General features: G+C 34.7%; 18 protein-coding genes. 3 read left to right on the top strand and 15 right to left on the bottom strand.

Annotated elements, in window-relative coordinates:
• The 7 genes from rfbA to BANA01_RS05450 all read right to left on the bottom strand — a co-directional run bounded on the left by rfbA (position 1) and on the right by BANA01_RS05450 (position 7588).
• On the bottom strand, positions 1–873 hold the full coding sequence (gene rfbA / locus BANA01_RS05480) for a glucose-1-phosphate thymidylyltransferase RfbA (RefSeq protein ID WP_034674045.1): 873 nt from the start codon (positions 871–873) through the stop codon (positions 1–3).
• Positions 874–1120: 247 nt separating this feature from the next.
• Positions 1121–1954, bottom strand: coding sequence for a glycosyltransferase (locus BANA01_RS05475; RefSeq protein ID WP_034674047.1), 834 nt, complete (start codon positions 1952–1954; stop codon positions 1121–1123).
• Positions 1951–3285, bottom strand: a complete 1335-nt coding sequence (locus BANA01_RS05470) for an O-antigen ligase family protein (protein WP_034674049.1) — start codon at positions 3283–3285, stop codon at positions 1951–1953. The genes BANA01_RS05475 and BANA01_RS05470 overlap by 4 nt, the downstream gene beginning before the upstream one ends.
• A gap of 48 nt (positions 3286–3333) precedes the next feature.
• Complete coding sequence (locus tag BANA01_RS05465; protein WP_063252002.1) at positions 3334–4419, bottom strand: acyltransferase family protein; 1086 nt, start codon at positions 4417–4419, stop codon at positions 3334–3336.
• A gap of 267 nt (positions 4420–4686) precedes the next feature.
• The gene (locus BANA01_RS05460) at positions 4687–5403 is read right to left on the bottom strand and encodes a glycosyltransferase family 2 protein (RefSeq protein ID WP_034674026.1); all 717 of its coding nucleotides are present in this window, start codon (positions 5401–5403) and stop codon (positions 4687–4689) included.
• Positions 5400–6452 (bottom strand): WaaS/CpsH family glycosyltransferase, encoded by a 1053-nt coding sequence (locus BANA01_RS05455; protein ID WP_034674027.1) that lies wholly within the window; start codon positions 6450–6452, stop codon positions 5400–5402. Before BANA01_RS05455 ends, BANA01_RS05460 begins: the two co-directional genes overlap by 4 nt.
• Positions 6452–7588 (bottom strand): SDR family NAD(P)-dependent oxidoreductase, encoded by a 1137-nt coding sequence (locus tag BANA01_RS05450; RefSeq protein WP_082799406.1) that lies wholly within the window; start codon positions 7586–7588, stop codon positions 6452–6454. The genes BANA01_RS05455 and BANA01_RS05450 overlap by 1 nt, the downstream gene beginning before the upstream one ends.
• A gap of 392 nt (positions 7589–7980) precedes the next feature.
• Here BANA01_RS05450 and BANA01_RS05445 point away from each other — a divergent pair, with 392 nt between their 5' ends.
• Positions 7981–8970 carry an LCP family glycopolymer transferase gene (locus BANA01_RS05445; RefSeq protein ID WP_034674031.1) on the top strand — a complete coding sequence of 330 codons (990 nt, stop codon included), beginning with the start codon at positions 7981–7983 and terminating at the stop codon, positions 8968–8970.
• A gap of 55 nt (positions 8971–9025) precedes the next feature.
• Here BANA01_RS05445 and BANA01_RS05440 read toward each other — a convergent pair whose 3' ends face one another.
• The 8 genes from BANA01_RS05440 to BANA01_RS05405 form a co-directional block, all read right to left on the bottom strand.
• Positions 9026–10159: a glycosyltransferase family 4 protein gene (locus BANA01_RS05440; protein WP_034674034.1), complete on the bottom strand. Its 1134-nt coding sequence runs from the start codon at positions 10157–10159 to the stop codon at positions 9026–9028.
• 18 nt (positions 10160–10177) lie between these two features.
• Positions 10178–11431: an O-antigen translocase gene (locus BANA01_RS05435; protein ID WP_034674036.1), complete on the bottom strand. Its 1254-nt coding sequence runs from the start codon at positions 11429–11431 to the stop codon at positions 10178–10180.
• 138 nt (positions 11432–11569) lie between these two features.
• A complete protein-coding gene (locus BANA01_RS05430) occupies positions 11570–14158 on the bottom strand; it encodes a YfhO family protein (RefSeq protein ID WP_063252001.1) in 2589 nt (862 codons plus the stop codon).
• A gap of 141 nt (positions 14159–14299) precedes the next feature.
• Entirely contained in the window at positions 14300–17287 is a 2988-nt protein-coding gene (locus BANA01_RS05425) for a PA14 domain-containing protein (protein ID WP_063252000.1), read from the bottom strand.
• Between the two features lie 249 nt (positions 17288–17536).
• Positions 17537–17944: a GtrA family protein gene (locus tag BANA01_RS05420; RefSeq protein WP_063251999.1), complete on the bottom strand. Its 408-nt coding sequence runs from the start codon at positions 17942–17944 to the stop codon at positions 17537–17539.
• The gene (locus BANA01_RS05415; RefSeq protein ID WP_082799404.1) at positions 17945–18988 is read right to left on the bottom strand and encodes a glycosyltransferase family 2 protein; all 1044 of its coding nucleotides are present in this window, start codon (positions 18986–18988) and stop codon (positions 17945–17947) included.
• 142 nt (positions 18989–19130) lie between these two features.
• On the bottom strand, positions 19131–21521 hold the full coding sequence (locus tag BANA01_RS05410) for a glucosaminidase domain-containing protein (protein ID WP_169803650.1): 2391 nt from the start codon (positions 21519–21521) through the stop codon (positions 19131–19133).
• Positions 21522–21681: 160 nt separating this feature from the next.
• The gene (locus BANA01_RS05405; RefSeq protein ID WP_063251997.1) at positions 21682–22074 is read right to left on the bottom strand and encodes a hypothetical protein; all 393 of its coding nucleotides are present in this window, start codon (positions 22072–22074) and stop codon (positions 21682–21684) included.
• 394 nt (positions 22075–22468) lie between these two features.
• Between BANA01_RS05405 and tagU the strand changes: the two genes are divergently transcribed.
• Together tagU and BANA01_RS05395 are read left to right on the top strand one after the other, a co-directional pair.
• Positions 22469–23413, top strand: coding sequence for a polyisoprenyl-teichoic acid--peptidoglycan teichoic acid transferase TagU (gene tagU / locus BANA01_RS05400; RefSeq protein WP_063251996.1), 945 nt, complete (start codon positions 22469–22471; stop codon positions 23411–23413).
• A 117-nt stretch (positions 23414–23530) separates the two neighbouring features.
• A complete protein-coding gene (locus BANA01_RS05395; protein ID WP_063251995.1) occupies positions 23531–24205 on the top strand; it encodes a sugar transferase in 675 nt (224 codons plus the stop codon).
• Position 24206: the final 1 nt, after the last annotated feature.

The following is a 24206-nucleotide window of genomic DNA, read 5'->3' as shown; positions in this document are numbered from 1 at the left end:
TTATCTTCCTTGGTTTGCAACTTTAATTAAGTATTGACCATATTGATTTTTCTTAAGTGGTTCTGCCAGCTCTATTAATTTCTCTTTTGAAATATAGCCCATTTTGTAAGCAATCTCTTCCAGGCAGGCAATTTTTAATGATTGTCTCTTCTCAACCGTTTCAATAAATTGTGAAGCTTCAAGCAAGGATGCATGTGTACCAGTATCTAACCAGGCATAACCACGTCCAAGTAGTTCGACATTAAGCTCGCCCATCTCTAGATAAGCTTTATTAATGTCTGTAATCTCTAATTCGCCACGCGGTGACGGTTTAATACTTTTTGCAATATTGACGACACGATTATCATAAAAGTAAAGACCAGTGACCGCATAATTGGATTTAGGCACTTCAGGCTTTTCCTCAATGGAAACGGCTTTTCCACTTTCATCAAATTCTACTACACCAAAACGTTCTGGATCGTTAACGTAATAACCGAAAACAGTCGCGCCAGTTTCACGTGCAGCAGCCCTTTTTAATAGTTCTGTTAATCCATGTCCATAAAAAATGTTATCACCAAGGACAAGCGCCACATTATCGTCTCCGATGAACTCATCACCTAAAATAAAGGCTTGAGCCAAACCGCCGGGATGCGGCTGAATTTTGTATGTAAAGTTCATACCTAGATCAGAGCCATCACCTAAGATTTGTTCGAATCTTTCTGTATCCTCTGGTGTTGAAATAATTAAAATATCCTTGATACCTGCTAACATTAAAACAGATAGTGGATAATAGATCATAGGTTTGTCATATACAGGTAATAATTGCTTTGAAACAACTTTTGTTAAAGGATATAGTCTGGTCCCGCTGCCGCCAGCTAGAATAATTCCTTTCATGTAAACCCCTCCTAGAATATACATTTATTATCTACAAAAACTGACAAGTTTTCCATTCCCCATTATAAAGAAGGTTGTGACAAAAAGACAATCATTAACATGATTGTAAGAAAAACGTTATATTTTTAATTTAACTACAAGCTCGTTTACAATGTTTTTTTTAAATATTCCCGAAATTTCAGCGATTTATGTTGGCACTGCAAAAAGGTATCTTCTTTTAAAGATACCCAACTTCCTTTTACACCTACTACGAAAAAATCCCTTTTAAGGTACACATAGCTATCTTCTTATTTTTAACTGTTACCATTTGTTTAAGAAAACGTTTTGCCAACTGCTTTCTATAAGAAGGCCACAGTTCTTTTTTATAGTGCAGGTAAAAATTCTTTTCGGAGTCCAAGATACTTTGATAACGTTCTAATGAAACTCTAGAATAATCCATGACTGATAACTCATGCTCTAAAGTAGCATCCATCAACCATACTTTACGGCCTTTATTATAGATTTCAAAAAAGAACCAATGGTCCAAATAATCAAGTGGAAAGTCTTTATTAAAACCATTTATTTCATTTAAAAAATTTATCGTTATTAATGTGCCAGAATTAATAGCCATGACCGGCTTCTCCTGAAGACCAGGAGCAGGACGAGCCTCTTTTAGCGGTCGAAGAGAATCACTGAAAACAGGAGAAATCATTATGTTCTCACTATTAATTTTTGGGATAACGGCTACAACATCACTAGGCATATCAAGATGGTTAAAAACTGAATGTAAATAACCACCTGTTATTTCTGTATCATGGTCCAGCAATAGCAGCCAGGTACTTCCATTTTGTTTTGCAACGGACCAGGCAAAATTATACGCTGTGGCAATTCCTAAATTACGTGGATCATGATGGTAGCTAATATGTATCCCCTCGTAGTTGAGGGGATTAAAATCATGCTTAGATGGACTATTATCATATAAAAGCAGCTTTATTTCTTGATTAGATTGATTATTTTTAGACAGAGCTTGAATTAATGTTTGAAACGTTTTACTTTCCTCTGGTTTAAGTTTATATAAAACAATAACCATAGTTATTTTCATCGGATATCCTCACTTGCCCTTAATTCTTTCTTTGCTTGTGATACGATTAGCATGACAAGAAAGAAACTAATTCCAATAGGATTGTTTATAAATGGATTAATGTTTGTTAACAACAATATCCCCATAAAGGCAGCCATGAGTGATATATCTAAAGTTGTAAGTTGTTTTCCTCTTTTGTAGGCACTATAGTAATTAAAGAAAACGATTAGAAATAAATATCCCCAAATAGCTAACCCAATAATTCCCTGCTCCAATAAAATGTCAAGAAAACTCATTTCAAGCCCATCTGTTCTACCTGCCACTTCTGATCCATAACCCATTCCAAAGATTAGATACTTAGGAATAACAAGGATATCTTTAGAAGCAACAATGAATTCCATTCGAGCGTTTACACTAACATCATCCACTTCTTTAGGTTGTTCGATTGCATTGTTATTTTGTTCAACAGGAGCCGTTTCAAATCGTTCAAGCGTCATATATTGAAACATAAATGGAACTGCTACCAACACCAATATCGATAGTGTAAACTTTTTAATAAATTGATTAGTTTGAACCAACTTTTTTAGCTTGTTTGATAATCCCTTAATCGGATCAACAATAATTTTAACATCTAACGCTATAATCATAATTACACTCAGCATGAATGCCAGTAAGAATCCCCGTGTTTCTGACCAAAGTACTGAAATTGAAGCTAGAATAACAATTGCAATATCCAATCTTTGATATTTTTTATTCAACACATTATTCAATGAAAGAATAAGAGCAATTAAAACAAATAAATGACTCTTATAAAAGACACTGTTGCTGGGACGAAAAAATAAATCATCATTCATGATTGTGTTCATGAATACATAGAAAGGATAAAAATTGGCAGCAAAAACAGTTTTCCCCAACAAGTCAACAGTAATGGTAAAGATAGCAACTGCAAGGGCACTATACTTTAATATCTGAATAATTCGACCAAAAGTAAATCGCTCATTCGCAATGTAGTAAGCTAATGGAAAATACAATGCAAAGTATGAAACTCTTAAGAAATCCGTAACTATGATGGAAAGCGGATTGCCGTTAAGATAACCAATTAATGCACTGGCTGCGAACCATACTAAAAGCGCATAAATCCCAATGGATACAGGATTAAATCGAAAAAATGTATTTATATTTTTATCAAAAAATGCCTTCTCCTTCACAATCCGAAAAACAAAAGTGAAAATTAGCAGTAAGAATAGAACTTGTCGGATTGATAAAACGCCAAAGTCAATTAGACGTCCCCCACCGCCGACAAATACCTCAATAAAAAAGATGGTTAGTAATATTTTTTCAAATTTATTCATGGTGCCTCCCGGAGCAATTACGTATTCCAATCATAAAAATGCTATTTTTCAGTTAGCATTTGAATTAATAGAATTTTCTACGTAAATTTTCTTTTTCTGGAAAATAGCTTTAATAGAAAGTTTTTTATATTTTAATGCTTGTTTTTCAACCAAATACCAAGAAAGAATCGCAAATAGTAAGGTAACAGGGAAGGACAATAAGAAATTTTCGAATGGCGTTAACTGATTGTTGAACGCTTGTGTCATGATTTGCTGAATAGGAAAGGCATAAATATAGATACCATAAGAAAAATCACCATATTTACCAAAGTTATGAAACTTAACTTTCGAAGCGAAAGCTAAATAAAAAATGAGATAGGTTCCTACTATAGAAAGTGAATATTCAAAGTAGCCGTTCCTAGCAGTTAAAATTAATATGATGAAGGACGCTGCTGCCATCATGCCATTTAATTTTATTTCTTTCCTAAAAAGATAAAACACCATCCCAGCACTAAAATATCGAAATAAATCTGTATAGAACCCGCCCCTGCCTAACCAATAAAGACCAGTAGCAAGGATAAAACCAATCAATACGATTCTTTTGTCAAGCAGTCTTGTTACACCAAGGACGGCCACCACAAAATAAAAGAAAAACTCATACCATAATGTCCATAAAGAACCATTTACTGCTGAAGGCCAACTATTATTTGGGAATAATCCTGGCAGGTCATATTGCATCCAGTACAATGTGATCGTTTTTAAATAATCATAGGTTTCACGGTTTGTGAAGTAGTCTTTTACGTTTAAATTAGTAAGTATTGGTCCAAGTAAAAATATTGACAATAGTACACAGAAGATGAGACCAGGAAAGATTCTCAAGCTTCTTGCTTTGAAATAGTTAATCGGATTTTTAGAACGATCGAAACTTTGTGTAATTAGAAATCCACTGATGACAAAGAAAATGGCAACTGCTAGTTCACCGAAAGTCATTTCTCCATTGGTCATAATCGCAAACGGTTCAGAACCATTATTACCTGTTGTTAAAGGGTAGGCGTGTGAAAATAAAACCAAGGATGCTGCAAAAAACCGTATAATATCTAAATTATTCTTTTTATTAGTAATGAAGTGTTCAATCGTATTACCTTTTAGAAGCACTATGCATCCCACCTATTAATCAAAATTATTGTTGACCTCAGGCTGATATAAAATTCAACTTGTTTTTCTTTTAAGCAAGCTTGAAAGCAAGAGAAAATGACATAATTTCAAAAAACTATTCTATAACTCTATCACAAATTACACACAAAAGAGATTATAGCATTTTCTAAAATTATTTTGTATCATTTCTTTTTACCAGTGGTTTTCTAATTGCTGAAAAAAATAGTATGATTTCCCTATTAGAAAACATACTATTTTTTCTATCATTTATTTATTTTTTAACTTCGATTTTAAAAGCAACGTAGAGATTTGGTATCGCCAAAGTAATTTTTCCTTAAATGAGGAAGTATTTTCAACAGTCGTAACCGTCGCGTCATGTCTGCGGTAATAAATAAGCTTTTCTGGTATAAGTAATGCTGATTTATTCATGTCTGCAACCAAACCTATCCACATATCATGCATCGGTACATTACGAGGAATAGGTAGTATTTTCGTCTTTAATTCTTTTCTAAAAGACATCGCACAACCGATATAACTATTCTTAAAGATATTTTTGATTACACCTGCCCGGCTCCCTCTATAGTGAAAAAACGACTCGATGGTGGTGTTGAGTTGGTTATCAACAACTGTGATATCTGACATAATCATTTGGATGTTTGGATGTTTCTCATAGTACGATTTAACTGTTTTTACTTTTTCCGGTTTCCAAATATCATCCTGATCACTTAAAAAGATGATGTCATTTTGAGTACGCTTAATCGCATTCTCAAAATTTGAAGTCACTCCAGATTCTTCATTCGTAAATAACTTCACACGCTGGTCGTTTTTTAAATATCTTTCAATAATAGCTATGGTCTGGTCAGATGAATGATCATCCGAAATGATTAATTCATCCTCACTGCCTAACTGCATTAGAATGCTGTCTATTTGCTGTTCAAGGTATTTTTCCCCATTATAAGTGGCCATTGCTACAGAAACCTTCATCGAATTTCACCACCACTTTTATTCGAATAAAACTCATGGTTATCCTTTTCTGTTAACCCTAATACATCCAATACAAAATAGTTAATCGAGTATCTCTCTTTCACTTGATCATCAACAGGAACATAGGGAGTAGTCATAAAGTCAGTCGGGACGACAACGGAGTTTCGATCAACGATACAAATATTATTCGGATGATAAAAATCATAATACTGGATATCTGTATTGGTCGTAATGATCTTCTTATTCGCTCCGAGCATTTCAATCGTTCTCATTGTTAGACCTGTCTGCTTCGGATGTTGAATATCAACAACAGCCTTAGACTGCTTTAATTTCGCTGTCAATTGCTCACTTGGCAAACCGACAAAGGAAAAATCAGTGATTTGGCTGCCTTGTAATTCACTCGTTAATAGTTTTCGCTGATAATACATTATCTTACTTGGGATATATAAAAAGTAAAAAACGTTTAAGTTATTTTTTTCAAATTGCTGTCTGACTTCATTTAAAATTAGGTAACGATCACTATGTACGGTACCAACGAAAAACAAATCATAAATGAGTTCAGATTCTTCCTGTGATAACTCTTCATATTCCTTATCAAAAAACAAAGGTCTAAAAGTCAGCCCAAATTGGTCGCAGTCCTTTTTATCAAAGGAAAAGACCTCATCAAAAAGATCTAATTTCTCAAGTGTATTCACTTTATTCGCTACAGAATCCCATAACATGAGGACCAATTTCGCATTGGGATTTAGTTTCCTCACATCTCTTAAAAAAGACTTTGGTGTCGCTTCTGCCTGGCAAATAAACACGAAATCATATTTTTTATCTTTGATTTTAGAAGTGATATCGTCATAATGCTTGTTAATCTGTCCTGTTACAAAGTTTCGGTTGATTCGAAGTAGTGCTTTTGAAAGAAAAGTGTTGGAAGGGCGCTCATCGAAGTAATCGACTTGAGCACCCATTGATTCCATCGCCCTCATTAATTTTTTGTGATAATTAAAAAATAAAGGACACAAAAACAAAATCTTTTTATTGTTTAACTGATATTCCATTATTTATATAATCCTTTTTTCTTCATTTCCTCAATGGATTTTTGATAACGGTCTTCGACTACCTCTTGCTGATTTACCCAATCAACAAACTTGCTGATACCTTCTTCAAAGCTGACTTTTGGTGTAAATCCTAACTTCTCTTGGATTTTTGTCAAATCTGCAAAGTTATGTCGAATATCACCTAATCGGAAATTGCCGCTGATTTGAATCTCAGTGTCAGAATCATATTTTTCCTTTAAGACGTTTGCTACTTCAATAACAGTTGTAGGCACACCTGTCCCTACATTGAAGCTTTCAAAGTTTGCTTCTTCCTTTTCAATTCCAAGGATGGTTGCATCTACGATATCGTCAATAAATACAAAGTCTCTTGATTCTAGACCGTCCTCGAAAATGTTAATGTTATTGTTATTTTTAATAATTGTCGAAAAGATAGACAAGATTCCTGTATAAGGGTTTTTTAAAGATTGACCAGGCCCGTAAACGTTTTGGTAACGGTAACCGACAACTGGAATATTTAAAGACTTCCCAACCACCATACACATTTGTTCCTGAACTTGTTTCGTAATTCCATATACTGATGTTGGATGAATTTTCGTTTCTTCCGTTGTTGCCATTACCTCTACGTTACGGTTGCAAATTGGGCACTTTACTTCGAAATCGCCTATACTCATATCTGCTTCTGTTCTTTCAACAGGGTAAACAGTACCATGCTCCGTACAATGATACATGCCTTCACCGTAAATCGCCCTCGAAGCAGCCACAACAATTTTTTTCACCTGATGTTCTTCATTTGTCAAAATATCCAACAAATTGGAAGTTCCCTTCACATTCACGTCAATATATTTATTAATTTCATACATGGATTGACCAGTACCTGTTTCAGCCGCTAAATGGACGACTACATCCTGCCCCTTTAAGGCCTTTCTCCAATCATCACTGTTAACAACGTCACCTTTAATAAAGGTAACTTTATCTCTAATTTTCAAGAATAATTCGGATGATGTACCATCTTCCCCATGAATTTGAGGAGATAAATTATCAAGTACAGTTACCTCATATCCTTTATCCAATAATTTCAAGGCTAAGCTGCTGCCGATAAACCCTGCACCGCCAGTAATTAATACATTTTTTAGCATAATAATTTCCTTCTTTCTTTTATAAAAGAGTGATCATTGATTTTTCATGAATGTATTGACTCTATTATACAAAATGTGATGAAGAGTTCAAATGTCCTTACGACCTATGTAATAAGTGGTTCAAATGATGTGTAACAGATAGCATAATGTTTTCGTCTATAAATGGGGAGTGTTGATTATTTCCGCCAAGAGACTTTGAGTAAAAAGTAAATAAATGGTTTTATCTTTCCAAAACTTAATTATAGCATTTCTTTGTCGTTTTTTGTACTTTTATTGATGGTTCTTAGCAATAATTGTTGAAGTTCCGTATGTTCAGGTTTATAATTTAATCTATGAATTTATGACATTTTTTTCTCAAAAAATCTAAACCTTCAATAGTAGGAGGATACTATATGAATAATACTAGAATTAGAAAAAGGTCAAAAAAGAAGCTAAAAAAGTGGGTATGGTTTACTCTTTTTTCCTTTTTCATCCTGTTGGCTGGCAGCGGATTTTATTTCTTTAATGTTTACCAAAATGTCGCAAGTGCGGTGGATAACATGAATAAACCGATTTCTAGAGAAGTATCTGAGAAGCGGGAAGAAAAAGTGGAATTCACAAAAAAAGACCCTATTTCAATCTTAATGGTGGGTATTGATGAGCGTGACGGTGACCATGGACGTACAGACTCTATGTTAGTTCTTACACTTAATCCTGAAACAAAATCTACAAAAATAGTAAGTATACCTAGGGATACACGTACAGAATTAATTGATCCTGAAGATTCGAAGAACTCTTCTAAAGATAAAATTAATCATGCCTATGCTTTCGGCGGGATTGAAATGAGTATTGCAACTGTTGAGAACTTCTTAAATATTCCAATCGATTATTATGTAGAGATTAACATGGAAGGATTTAAGGATGTTGTTGACGCTGTAAATGGTATTGAGGTTAATAACCAATATGAATTTGAATTGGATGGCGTAACGTTAGAAGTCGGTCCACAGCATTTAAATGGCACAGAAACACTTGCATACGCAAGAATGAGAAAACAGGATCCCCGCGGCGATATTGGACGTGGAGAACGTCAACGAGAAGTAATTTCTAAAATTATCGCCAAAGGAAAATCATTATCTACTTTAACCAACTATGATGATATCCTCAACGCTCTAGAAGATAATATTAAAACAAACTTAACTTTAAGCGAGATTATTGATATGCAGTCATCTTATAAACCTGCTGCAGATACGATCGAAAAGATTGAAATTGAAGGCACCAATAAAATGATCAGGGATGTATGGTATTACATGGTAGAGGATACAACTCGACAATCCCTATCAGACGAATTACGTCAACACCTTAACTTGCCGCCCGAAACCGTTGCGGAAGTTGCGGTAAATTAAAGAATTAAAAAATAAACCCGATTAAAATGTCTTAGGACATCAAATCGGGTTTATTTTATTTCATTAATTTTTCATATGCTTTATAGGTGAGTTCAGCAGCACGCAGGTAAGAATAATCTTCAAAATAACTTTCAGGCAATTTGACTCGATCCTTCTTTAGTGCATTAAAAATGGCATTTTTAATGGATTCTGCGTCATATGGATTACAAATCTCTCCATATTGGTCAAATTTGTAATAATGAACAGGACAGTACTCCACTGAAGAAACGACAATATTACATCCGGAAAAAAGTGCCTCTAAACTAGAAAGTCCAGGCGACTCTCTGAAAGATGGTAGAACATGAACAGCTGCTTTTCGATATAAGGCAAAAATCTCCTCATGGTCTATCTGATCGATAAAATGAACATTTCCCCTTTTATCTGCAAGATTTTTTACATATTCGCCATACTTCTGGTCATGTACTCTGCCTACAAAGACAATTGGGATTTCAGTGTCATTCTCCAAGGCTTTAATAACACTGGATTGATTCTTTGTTGGCTCAATTCTCCCAACTTCAAGAACAATATTTTCCAATTGATTCAGCCAATCAATCGACAAACTAGAATTCGCAGGAGCTTTTAAATCAACTGCATTCGGTACAACAATGGTTTTTTCCATTAACCCCTTAAGCCCAAATTCTCTTTCAACGATATCAAGTTCTTCATTAGAATTAGGTAACAAGATATCTGCTTCTTCTAAAACTTTTTTTCTCTTATCAACATAGTTTTTACTTCCATATTGATCTTTCTTATTTAAGACAAATCCAGCCGCTTTTTTTAAATTTATCACAAGATTTTTATAGTTATAACGATTTTTAGTGATATCCATGTAATTGAATGTATTGGTTAAGAAGGTATTAAAAATAAAGTGCGATAGATCCCAATAGATAGTAGAAAGAGCGAATTTCTTATTGTATTTTTTGCACAACTCCACATACTTTAAAGTTTCATCTATTGTTTGTATATTAAAAACATGTACCAAATCAGCATCGCTATGTTTAATAAAGTCACTCTCATTTAAAGCTAATTCAATCGTAACAGGAAATCTTTTCTCTAAGAATTCCTTTGTTTTAAGCATTTGCACTGTGTCACCGCCACGGTGACTAAGAGCATCATGACGGGTAGCAAATAACACCTTTGTTTTTTTCATTTTAAAACATCCAATCTTTTATTTTACTTTTAAAAATAGGATATGCCTAAGCATGTAGGCCACCATTAAAAAGTATAGGAAATAGGTTAGGCTATATGCGTATGTTACTCCTATTAAGCCAAATATCTTGATAAAAATGATAGAAAGAACCGTTAATGTTATCGAATAAAATAGTTCTGTAATGATTACATGTTTAGTCATCTCTTTTACAAGCATATTAAAGGAGATGAGCCAGCTGGCAATTTTGAAAAAGTCCCCTATTAACTGAAACAAGAACAAGTCCCTCATCACTAGGAATTCTTCAGAATACAAAATTAAAATGGCAAAGTCCTTCAAGAAATAAACAACAATTAAAATAACGGTTAGTATAGGGATAATAAGTTTATAACCATCAAATATTTCTTTTTTTAGTTTTAGATTATCTTTGATTTCCGATAATCGAGGTAAATAATACACACTTAACGACATAGTTATGAACATTAAATATGTGTCTGAGATTTTTGTTAGTCCTTGCCAGTATCCTGCTTCCTCAATGGATAAGGTATCAGTGATATAATTTCTAATGATAATAAAGGATACCGGTACGGTTAAAATATGAATCATGGACATAACCGTATAATTTGAATAGCTTTTTAATATGGAAAGATCAACTTTCCTAAGCCTAATTTTTCTAACCCAATCTTCTTTGAATAAATAACCAATGGATATGAATAGGACCAGAGTTTGTGAAAGTACATAAGCGTACATAGCTCCTCTTAATTCCCATTTAACGGTCAATAAGATGGAAAGAACTAAACCAAACAAGCTTTGTGTAACATTAATAAGTGTAAATTTCCTGATTTTCTTAAATCCATTTACAGCAGCCAGCAGGATGCTGTTAATCGCATAAAGTATTAGAAATAGTCCAATATAAATAAAGATATCGGAATATTGGTTCGAATCCAACAAAAGAACGGAAAGTTGGTTATGAAGCAGAATGATAACCAGCCCTGTAATGAGAGACGCAATAAAAGAAATTGTGATTGCTGCATTGATATATTTTTTCTGCGTATCTTCTTCCTCACCATAGAAAGAAACATACTTAGTGACTCCCTGACTAATTGAGAAGTTACTGAGGTTTGAAACAATAGAAAAGAAATTTTGTAATTGTCCTATCTGCGCAATACCCGCTGGTCCCACATAGATTGCAATTACTTTGTTTACAATAAAACCAGTTAAGATTTTAATAACCGTTGCTATGGATGAAAGAAAGCTTGTTTTAAATAAGTTCATATTTATCCTTTAGACTATTTTTATTACAGTAGAGGTCCCCTAAAGTTGCACAACTTCAAGGAACCTCTATGATCCTGTTTTAATCCGTATTAATTCTAGCAATTATTTTATTTGAAAGCAATGAATTTAGGGTTGTCTCTATATACCTTTATCCCATTTCATTTTTAATGATTTTTGCTTCCTTAACTCAAGGAATGATAATACTCCCAAAGTAACAAGACTAAAAATAGATAGGATTAACCCTAAATTATACCCCTCCGGTTTAAAATGAAGTTCCACAACATGCTGACCTTGTTCAACATCTACCCCAATAAATCCACCAAGCTTCTTCACAGGGACAGACTCTCCATCAACTTTGGCACTCCATCCAGGATCATAAGGTATGGAAAAGAATAAATTGTTATGATTTGTTACGTTTATCATTCCTTTTATTGAATTAGCATTCCAGCTCGTAACATCTATCGATTCTGCTTTTATTTGTTGGATTCTTTCTTCAAATTTTTCAATATCCAAAGCATAAAACATATTCTGTGTTAACTGAGTTTCTGGAACTAAGAAGTGAATGGTTATATTTACTCTCTCACTAGAAAAAGCACCTAAATCCAAAATACGTTCGTTATGGAATGTCGGGTACACCCCAACACGATTACCATTAACAAAAATCTCAGTTTCATTAAAACCCGGAAATCCTTTGCCGGCAGATATCAATGTGTAAAGTTGATTCTTATCCTTAAGATCAAAAGTCATATTAATAGCACCTGGAAGTGCAGGGTCACTTTTCTTAAAATATTGGACAGATCCATCCTTTCGAACATTAAGATTTGTGTAGGTAATAGCACTTGGTTTAATAGGATAAAAGTAGTCGATACTCTCATTAAGCGGCCCTAAAAGTTGATTCTGCAAATCAAAGGGATTATCGTTTTTTGATTGAAATACAGTCTGCTGTTTGGCCGTCATAAATCCAATGGGAATGGCATTCATATTTTCATATAAACAAACGCCCTCATTACAATTAACTAGCTTATAACCGTGCTTATCAATGGGTTGATCAGATACAAAATACTTATAACCAAATAAGGCATCCGTAACAAGTACCCCGTTGTTCTGCATTAAAGAACGTGGGCCTAAGGTAGTACTATAGCCCAACTGATACATAGCTTGATGCAAGGTCCCATTTGATAAAGTATTGAAATTGGACATGCCGTTGTAATGAAAGCGAAAAGAATCGTTATGCGTTAATCGAATATTCGTATTCATCCGATAAAAACCTTGATCTTCTTCATTCATCATGTCAACCATCTTTTCAAATCCTGGTTTTATATTATAATCATCTCTTTTAATACTATATCCAGCTAGACTATTTAAGGTGTTAATGTGACGGTAGGCGTTGATACTTAAGTCTACAAAGATAAAGAAAATGAGCAAAAGCGGCAAATACTTTTGATAACGTGTATGAAGCGTTTTAGCATACAAAAGAATAGCAAAGATCGTTAACAAAATGATATTGAACAATGCTTTTTTCACCGATACGAGTTCTGGGGTTATTTCAGGTAACAATATTAGTATAAAGACATTGGCAGCATACACCTTTAGTAAGGCAGATACGTATTTTTTTTCAAAGGAATTATAGACTCTAAATGCAAGTACGATCATTAAAAATGAAAAGATAAAAGCAAATCTGTGCAGGTAACCTACCGGGGACTCAAATGCATGCCAAACAAGGTTTAACAATTTAATTTGAAGGCTTAAAAATATTCCTCCTAATAATAGGAGATACAGCACTTTTTCCTTTACTCTGAATTCTGTCATCATAAAAAACAATGGAAATAGCAGCAACACCATTAAACCACTATAGACGTTAGGCAATTCAAATAGTTGTATACCGCCATTATATAGTTTGGCAAAGAATTGAAAAAAACTAAATGTAGGTTCACTCATACCATTACTATCACCTGGCGGATAAATATTCCTATTTAGATGTAAATAAGTGGGTATCGTTAAAAAAGCTGAAATCCCACCTGCAATGACCGTACAGAAAATAAATGACCCAAAATTTTTCAAAAAAACTTTCTTACTTATACCAATTGAAAGGCTTCTTTTAATAAAATAAAGAAAAGTAAAAATGCCAATTATATAAGCCATATAGAAGTTAGAAATAAAAAGAATAGCTAACACGATAATAAATAATTGTCTTGTTCCCCGTAAAAGAAATTCTACACCCAGCAGAACTAATGGCAATAAATAAACACCATCCAACCACATAATATTGAAGGCGTATACCACTGTGAAAGATATTAATGAATAGGTAGTTGAAAACATTAGCCTTGCTATGTTCAATGATTCATACATTTTAGAAAGATAAATATACATATATAAACCTGATAGGCCTATTTTTGTTAAAGTAATTAATACCACAGCCTCAGGTAAGTTGTCACGCTCAAATAATACGATTAAAAAAGAAATCGGGCTTGATAAATAATAGGCGAAGGTAGCCCAAAAGTTTAATCCCATCCCTGCTTCCCAAGCATAGAAAAGGCTCCCCTCTCCTTTTAGAACATCATATAAGTGATTATAAAATGGAATATATTGAGTATAAAGATCACCCATTAAGATCGAACTCTCGCCAAAAGGATACACCCCTCTTAGGACATAGACGAATCCCATCAATAATATTGGAATAGAAAAAGATAAAAAGAAGATACTAGAACGAGCAAAACTGATTTTCATTACAACCTCCCTGGATATTATGTGATTAATATGAACCATTATATCCATCAAATGGTAATTTTAATGGGGTACAAATGGATTTTATGTACAAAAAAACTGCTTATCATTTAAATAAGCAGCTTTTTTGTTAATTGTATTTCACTATTGGTTAATAAAATTATAAAATTCCTGTGCGTAATTCCCAATCTTTACTGCCCATGCTTCATCAGTAGCATATTGGTGCCAGCTATTATCAAATCGCATATTATCAATCGTTGGTTTACTAGAGTATGGAAAATATCCATCTGTATCCCATGTGCGATCCACATAGTTTTTCTTTATAAATGAAGCTCCCGCGATGATTCCACCCTCAGGAGTAGAATAGTTATAAGCCCCTTCATCTGGTCTTGTATCGATGGCCCCGATTCCATAAAAGTTATACTTTGTTTTCACAATCGAAGAATTTCCCCATCCCGTTTCTAAACCAGAATGCGCCAGCAGGTAAATGGCATTTAGTCCCGTTTCTTCTTGGGCTTTCAGATATGCATAGCCCATATTGGTCATAACCGTTGTTTTCCCGCCAGTCTTGTAATTTATGAATCTATTAATCTGGTCAGCTGTAATATTCGCTTTTGTCATAAGTGGAGTAAAAATCGTAACATGATTGGTAGATGGCGTTTTACTAAACTCATACTTAACCACATTATACCCTTCATTCCCTCCTGCATTACTCGCTCCCCAAATCCATCCCTTTTGACCGGATTGAGTTTGAACATAATACCATTCAGAATAAGCAGTCCCAGATGTTGTTACATGGTCAAGAAGATAAACACTCGCACCTGCCTGAACGGTTCCAAGACTAGGGCTCGTGTTAGAGTAACTGCTTCTTAATGTTCGTGCTTCTTTCACCAGCCATGTGTCTTCCATTAAACTGGCTTCAAGATATTCCTTTTGAACCCAGCCAATTTGTCCATCACTCATTTTTATCTTTGCAGCATAGAGTTTTTCTTCTAAGACATCTACAGCATCACCATAACCTAGTTCCATCAATCTCGTATAACTAGGATTATAGAATACTAGATGTTTTCCATAATCAATCAATTCTTCAAAACTGCGATAGACTGGCAGCTTTATAGAAGAAACCAACTTCGTATGCGGCGATTGCTCCACAATTGGTACTTTATTTGGCTCAATGAAAAATTCGATTGCACTATGATAAGTGGCATCATAATATTCAACATCAATCCAATGGACATCTTTTTGATCTGAGCTTGTATCAACACGATCCTTTATGGCTAGTGCAGCTGTATTTTCTTGAAATGCGCCAAGTGTCCACCTGTCAATGACCAATTTCCCATCAACATATACACGGACACCATCATCTGCTTTAGCCCATAATTTATAGTTTCCTACAGGAATTCGTTTCGCAGTTGAATACCGTGCAGAAAAATAATCAACCTTAAAGCCACTTACTGGTGCTCCTACCCCATGGTTTTCATAAAGTTTCTTATATTCCCCATTAGGCGGAATGACTTTTGCAGCGGTTGGATCACCAGACAATGACGAATTTGGATAGTAATAAGCAATCCATGTATCAAGCGGAAGAATATCAGAATAGACAATCGCTCCACCTGTATTTTCGTAATAGTGTGTTTTAACCGTATGTTGTCCTTCTGTCACTCCAAGCCATAACGCTCGGTTCATAACCGCCGCAGAATCACTCCATCGGTTTATAGGAAATTGCCCATCGACTTCTACCTTAACACCATCATCCGCAAGTGTTTGAATAAAGTAGTCTCCCTTTAAGAAGTACTTGGATTGGTCAAAAACCCCAGTAAAGTAATCTGAGGAAATCCCATTTCCGGGACTGTTAAAACCCCAATTATAACGAACAGTCCCTACCGATTGTGTCGGTATTTCTTGAAACTTCTTATAATTGAGAGAAAGCTTTGCCTGCCCGCCATTTTCAAAATACTCAACACGGATTTTGTGCTGCCCTTGAGTTAGTAGAACTTTGCCACTTTTCCTGCCGCTATCAGAGTTTGTCCAAGCATCAATGACATTCTGATCATCTACCCAAACACGGAGACCATCATCAGAAATGGCATCGAAAAAGTACATCCCTGCTTCAAGTTCCACATTTTTAGTGAATCTAGCTGAAAACCGATCTTGTGGGATAAACGAATTTGGTGAACCCCATCCCCAATTAAAATTGAGGGTTGAAAGCTTTACAGCAGAATTTTTCCCGCCAATCACATATGGATCGCCTGCTAACGACATATTAGGGTAGACTTCCCCAAACCATGTATCATCAAACGCCGTTTCATAAGGCTCTAAGAAAAAGTCGATACCACTATTATGACCGCCGTCATAATATTCTACATCTATCCAATGGACATTTTGTTCCCCTGGATTGGCATTTGCATGATCTGCTATTTCAACCTTCTTCGCATCCTCTTTAAACGTTCCAGGTGTCCATCGGTCTAAAACTAACTTTCCATCTATATAAATACGAACACCATCATCAGCCTTTGCCCGTATGATATACTCCCCTGCAGGAACTCGTTTTGCAGTCGAGTAACGCTCAGAATAGTTATCTGCCTGAAAACCATTAACTGGTGCGCCAACACCATGGTATTCATATAGCTTATTAAATTTGCCAATTGGCTGTATTACCTTTGCTGCCTTCGGAACTCCTGAAAGTGTTGTATTTGGATAATAATAAGCAATCCATGTATTAAAGGGAAGCACGTCAGAGTATAGTGCTGCTCCTCCTGTGTTTTCATAATAATGCGTCTTTACCGAGTGATATCCCTCTGTCACACCAAGCCATAGCGCACGGTCAATGTTCCCGGCAGAATCACTCCACCGATCAATAATCCATTTACCGTCTGCTTCGAGCCTTACTCTATCATCAGCAAGTGTCTGGATAAAATAGTCACCACTAGAATAGTTCTTGGATTGGTCAAAAAGGGCTGAAAAGTGGTCAGCAGGATATCCCTTCGCCGGGCTGCCAAAACCCCAATTATAATGAACAGGTTTACCTGATTGAGGTGCATAAATATTTTCCTCTGCATGCACACTAACACCTAATGGAAGCATTACCGTTAATAAACCAGCACCAAATCTCCACTTTAAATTATTCCCCAAGTTTACAAGCCACTCCTTATTTGTCTATTTGTCTCTTTATATAAAAAAGTAAAATTCATAAAAAAAAAAGTTCCTTAAAATTCAACAATTGAATGTTTCTTAAGGAACTTCTTTTAGAAGAATAACATAAATATTATATTTTATTTACAAATCATTACAAATACATTAAATTACCAAATCGATTAAAAAAGTGGATATATTTAGGGTTTTCTTGCCTGAATAATTCTTTTCATTATAGGATCAGTGATATTAATCAGCACTCAATACTTTCTTTGTCATCAAATACCCAATCGGTAAATTAATAATTGTAGTAAGTATTGGAACAAGCCATTTACTTTCAGGAGACAAAAGTAACAAGATAGAAGGAACTAAATAGGCAATTACAGCTTGAACCGTGACGACCGAAGGATATTTCATAAACTTTTTTATACTCGGAAGGACTCGAAACGTAAAATAGCTGTTAATAAAGAAAGATGTGATGTTAGCCACTAGAAAAGCAATTAAATTTGCCAGCTTATATCCCAATAGCGGACTTAATAGCAGAAACCATACAAAATGGTGAGCAGTATTAAAGACACCGGTTAAACAATATTTAATGAATCTATTTTCAACTATAAAGTTAATGCTTTTACTATTATCTTTGTAGTGATTTTCCACTTAGGAATTTCTCCTTAAATAAAGAGCCTTTTTCTTGTGTATGTTCCGTTGAATGGAAGAAGGAAATTCTCCCTTAACAATTAAACCTGGTTTGGACAATTCCTTTTTCAAGGCAAAAGAAGACTGTTCTTGAACAATATAGCTTGGTCTTGCTTTTACCTCGATAAATATTCTCCCTATATATTCGCCAATAATCCCAAGGAAAATCAGCTGCAGCCCGCCAAAGAATAACATAATGGAAACAATAGAAGCATATCCACTTACCTCATTTCCAAAGTATAATTTAGCAAAGATAATGTAAAACATATATAAAAAGGCAGAACTAGCTGTAAAAAAGCCAAAATAGGATGCCCACCTCAAAGGTGAGATGGTAAAGGAGACAATCCCATCTATAGCGTAGTGAACGAGCTTCAAAAAACTCCAACTAGAGTCTCCGGCTGCCCTCTCTATATTCTCAAATTCAATACATTTTGTCCTATAGCCCACCCACATAAATAATCCTTTTGCAAAACGGTTCTTTTCCTTCAATTGGAGAAAGCTTTCCACGACCCTGCGGTCCATAAGACGATAATCTCTTGCACCATCAACAATATGTACATCACTCATCTTATTAATGAATTTGTAAAACTTCCTGGCAAACCAGCTTCGGATCGGTGGTTCACCGCTTCGATTGGAGCGGCGGGTATAAATGACATCATATTTACCCTCTATCCATTCCTGAATCATTTGCGGCAGCAAATTGGGAGGGTCTTGAAGATCTACATCCATTAGGATTACAGCCTCACCACGGGCTGCTTCAATTCCTGCCAGCATGGCTGCTTCTTTACCGAAATTTCTGCTAAAACTAATAAACCTCACATTTGACTCCTTATTACTTAAATGCTTTATTTTTTGTATGGTCTCATCCTTACTGCCATCGTTAACATAAATAAACTCATATTCAATGTCCTTTATCTCTGCAAGGATTGGATTGACCACAGAGTAAAATAAATTCACCGATTCATCTTCGTTATAACAAGGAACGATTAAGGAAACCAACTTCACCTGTTTTCACCTTCTAACTAATGCCATTTTGGTTTTCGATTTATAGCCACAAAAATTAGTATTGCCAATAATTGCCTATCTTATTTAACCAAAATTATAGAAAAAAAGGGCTGACTCAGATTTTGAGTCAACCCTTCTATTCTTATTCATACACAGGAAGATCGAAATAAAGTGTATAATTATCGATCAATTGATATAAATTATACATATTCGTAATTTGTTTTGCAGCCCAGCCAATATCTGTTGCGTATTGATGCCATGTTTGAATAGGATTCCATCTCATTTTATATAATGTATCCTGTTGGAACGTAGGATTATAGATATAGCCACTTCCAATTAACTTAGCCCCGCCAATAATGGCTGCTTCCGGAGTAAACCATCCTTCATCATAAGCTTTCTTTGCTCCACAATCCCTTGCGCAGCTATCGAAGGCATTATAGCCATACATATTATATACTGTTCGGCCATTATATTGAACTCCCTTTGCTAATGATGACTGTCCATTTCCCGTCTCATGCAGCGCATGGGCAATTAAATAAATTTCATTCACATTATAAAGTCTTGCAGCTTCAGCAAATGCTGCAGCCGTTCCACTCAGGGATCCCTTTGTGGAATTAAGAATCTTCGTATTCACTTCATTTACATCAATATTCGCAGGTTTAGATAGTTTTAGAAATTGAAAATACTGATTGCTAGTTGAAGGGAAATTATTTGGATTTAGATAATATTCTACATCTGCTGGTTTTGCATCTTTGAATTGTAGATATATTTTGGTCCATTCGCCTTCGGTGCCTAAGATTCTAAAATCTTTAAACCCAGCATCTTTTTGTGCAACAATCTCATAACCAGTACCTGGGCCACTTCTAATATTCACATCGTTACCAGTTACTATATTATTAACTGGGTCTATATAAGCAGTGTAAATATATGCCGGATCATTTCGATACTTATCCGTTTGCGGAGACTTCTGCATTTGAAGGTTAAGCATTTGTGCCAATGTCATATTATAGTTGGTAGTCATCACCTGTGGTCCATTTAAAACTTTCTCAGTTGTTGTCCACCAGCCATAACGGTTTGTTACCATTTTTGCATTAGCTACTGTATTTTCATAGCCCCAGAATGTACCGGTAGCAATACGGTAGACATTCATTTTGTCGCCAGTTGCTACCGCTGTTGCATACAACCCATTCTTTTTAAAGTAATCTAATGCTTGATCACTTTTACCATTACCTAATAGTGGTTGTGTGACTATTTTATAGGCGGCGTAGCCTACTTTATCAGTTGCTTGAGTGGTGTACCACCAACCGTTTTTACTGAAAAATGCACCAACCTGTTCGATTCCAAGGACAGGATCGGTAACAATTCTAAATAAAGAGTAATCCTTCTCATCAGTGATTTGTGTGCTATGCCCTATTCCTAATTGGTTTAAATAGGTTATCCCTTTGTTTAGTTCATTTTCTGTTAAAGGAACGGTAACAATACGATAAATTGCAGGACCCTTTTTACCAGTTGAAATAGTGGTTGACCACCAGTTTTTACTATTAAAATAAACGCTAGCCGTCTCTAGCTTCTTTATATCTATTGTTTCTTCGGAAATAATTCGGAACGAGATAGGAACCTTTTGATCGGATGGGGTTAGACTATACCACCAACCCTTTTTATCTAAATACTCGGTCGCACTTGATAGTGAATTTCCGGCTAACGGGTTAAAGATTATTCTAAAACTATCACCCGCTTCTGCCGATTCGTATCTAGCAGAAAATCCCAAATCCTTTTTAATTTGATTGACTATAGCTTGTACCTGGGTTTCTCCAATAAACCAGCCAGTACTAATAATCGTTCCGTCTGAATATTTAACTGGTTCATAGTTAGCATTTAATCCTGTTTTTGTATTGAATTCTTGCAGTACTCTTTTTATTAGTTCCTCATCATAAAATTCACCTGAGATAAATTGTTTGTATTCCTGATATTCTCCGGTTGGTTGATAAGATGAGGAGATTCCAGTAGACTGTTGGAATTGTTGAATGACTCCCTTTGTATAATCTTCTCCCGCGAATCCTTCAGCTACTAATCTCTTTTTGAATACATATTCCCCAGTTTGTTCATATGCAGCGTTAACTCCGGTACTTCTAGTGAAGTCTTGTATAATACGCTTTACATTTTCTTCACCATAAAAATACCCTGTTACAATTTTTTGATAAGGTACAGGTGCTCCTGCCGGCTGATAATTTGCACTAAACCCCGTACTACTTTGAAAATGGCTTATTCTTTCTTTGGCTGCCATTTCATTATAGTAATCCCCCGAATAAATTTGATAATAAGGTATAGGGTCTCTTGCTGGTTCATAAGCTGCCCACCAGCCTGTATCAGACATTAATCTCTGCAAAGCATTATTTACGCTTTCCTCACCATAAAACTCTCCTGTTATAATTCTGTGTTGTGAATAATCTGTATAGGCAGAGGTTCTATCGGGAGGTGAGAAAAGAGTCATTACGAAAAGCAAGAACAAAAAACTAATGGAAAACTTTTTCATTTCTTTATACATTCCCCCTATTAATCTACTAAAATGAATAAATCATTTTAGTTATAAAGTCGACAAAAATTGTCGATTTATTAAATATTAAATACCATTTTATCATATTTTGTGTTTAATAGACTGTCAATAAATTAAAAATATTGGAATTTATTACAGGTCATTTTTTAAACAAATATTTTTTTATTAGCATGTAAATACCTTTCAAAAATAGGAAACCTATGAAGAAAAGCAAGAATCCCCATAAACCAATAATGGCATCGTCAAATTCCATTTGCCCTCTGCCCGTTATCTTTTGCTGTATTTCTATAGCAAAAACAAGGACAAGTATGACAGTTAGAGTGTAGATAAATGAAATAGCAGTAATACTATATTTTGCCAATCTAATAAAAAGGGCGTGTACAATAAAAAATGTGAATATTCCTATTAAACCCAAAACCCATAAATGAAGGTCTTTATCTGTAAAATTAAAGCCCATCAAATTTGATAGATTCCAGATATAGTCATGTAGTGTATTAACAATGTCTGCTAATAGTAGAATTAGTTCTTTCATAGAATCCTCCTTTTTTTTTAGGTTTTTGTGTATTATATTACCTATTATGACATTGTTGAAATATAGTATAAATGTTGCATTTTATAAAAACAAGTAAAGACACTGCCATCCTAAAGTACTATTCTAGAAATAAATTTATTGGTGTTTACTAGAACGCTAAAATTACCAAATAATTTGCAACATATCTATAATTTTATATTAATATTTGGTATATTCTGCTATACTGCATATTGATGGTTTAAATTTGATAATAGAGGAATAATCTACATCTTATTATTTTAATTACTTAGTGTTATCATATTATAGTAAAAAAGACGCATTGCATTATTTGTCGAAAATTAATTCATACCATTAATCTCATTCATATATATTTCAATACCTAAGGAGGAAACACATGTCTTCTAGAGCGGAAAAGAAAAAAAACAAAAAGAAAAAACGCAAATGGTTACGTGTCCTATTAACCATCCTTATTATATTAATTGCTGCAGTCGGTGCCTATTCATTTTCCGTCTATAACTCATTAACGAATGCAGTTGATACTATGCACTCTCCACTTGAAAGAGAGAAATCAGATAAAAGAACGGAAGAAGTCTCCTTGAAGGAAGCTGAACCGATTTCGGTTGCATTATTAGGTGTTGACCAAAGGGAAAACGACAAAGGCAGATCAGATACGATTATTATCCTTACGGTTAACCCAAATACAAATTCTGTTAAAATGTTAAGCATTCCTCGTGATACCAGAGTTGAAATTGTTGGCAGAGGAAAATCAGACAAAATAAACCACGCATATGCTTTTGGTGGTGTGGAAATGTCACTCAATACGATTGAAGAGTTTTTAGATATCCCTATTGACTATTATGTCCAAATTAATATGGAAGGTTTCCAAGATATTGTGGACGCAGTTGGCGGTGTCACTGTGGAAAATGATTTAGATTTCACTATCGATGGAAGACATTATGCAAAAGGCACGTTAAATCTTAATGGAGACAGAGCATTGTATTATGCTCGTATGCGCCATGAGGATCCACGCGGAGATTTTGGAAGACAAATGCGTCAACGCCAAGTTATCCAAGCTGTTATTAATAAAGGAGCAAGCCTAAGCTCTTTAACCAATTACGGTGATATATTCAGTGCATTAGGAAATAACGTAAAAACAAACTTAACGTTTGATGAAATGGTAACCATTCAGAGTAAATACAAAGGTGCCATAAATGCTATTGAGCAAATTGAAATGAATGCACAAGGTGCAATGATTAATAACGTTTCTTATCAGATCATTTCAGACGAAGAAAAACAAAGAGTACAGAATATCTTAAAGGAGAATCTAGAAATTAAGTAAAGTCTTAATTCTCCTTTACTTTCATATAAAGATGGAATAATGTTGGAAATTGTAGAATCATAGAAATATATTAGATATAATAGTTACGAAAATCTTATTAATTGGGTGGTGTATGGTATGAATATAAAAGTTGAAACTGAGAATTCATTCCAAAAGCAGCAAGGCTCTCTAGAATCTCCTTATCCATATATAGAACAAAATACTTCTACACTAGATTTGCAATTATTTATTAAAAGAATAATAGATATTGTAATTGCTTTAATTGGGCTAATTATAACTGCCCCAATATTGCTTATTACAAGTATTTTTGTAGTATTGGATAGCCCTGGACCAGTCTTATTCGCACAGGAACGCGTTGGACTGAGGGGAAAATATTTTATGATATATAAAATCCGCTCCATGGTGACAGACGCAGAAAAAAATGGGGCTACTTGGGCTGCGAAAAATGACCCAAGGGTAACAACTGTTGGTAAATTCATTCGTAAAACAAGGATAGACGAACTTCCACAGTTATGGAATGTTCTTAAAGGGGACATGTCCATTGTTGGACCACGTCCAGAAATTCCAAAGTTCACTATTCAATTTAACGAAGAAATTCCGGGTTTTGTTAACCGGTTGTCAGTTAAACCAGGATTAACCGGCTGGGCGCAAATTAATGGCGGTTATGATTTAACACCTGCTCAAAAACTAGAAAAAGATATGATTTATATCAATAATATATCTCTTTTATTAGATATAAAAATTATCTTTAAAACCTTCTTTATCGTTTTTAACGGAAAAGGTGCTAGATAAG

Origin of the sequence: Neobacillus niacini NBRC 15566, assembly GCF_001591505.1 — a bacterium.
In the GTDB taxonomy this organism is placed as follows: domain Bacteria; phylum Bacillota; class Bacilli; order Bacillales; family Cytobacillaceae; genus Neobacillus; species Neobacillus niacini.
The sequence above is the reverse complement of the archived record's forward strand: the minus strand, read 5'-3'. Positions and strand labels throughout refer to the sequence as shown.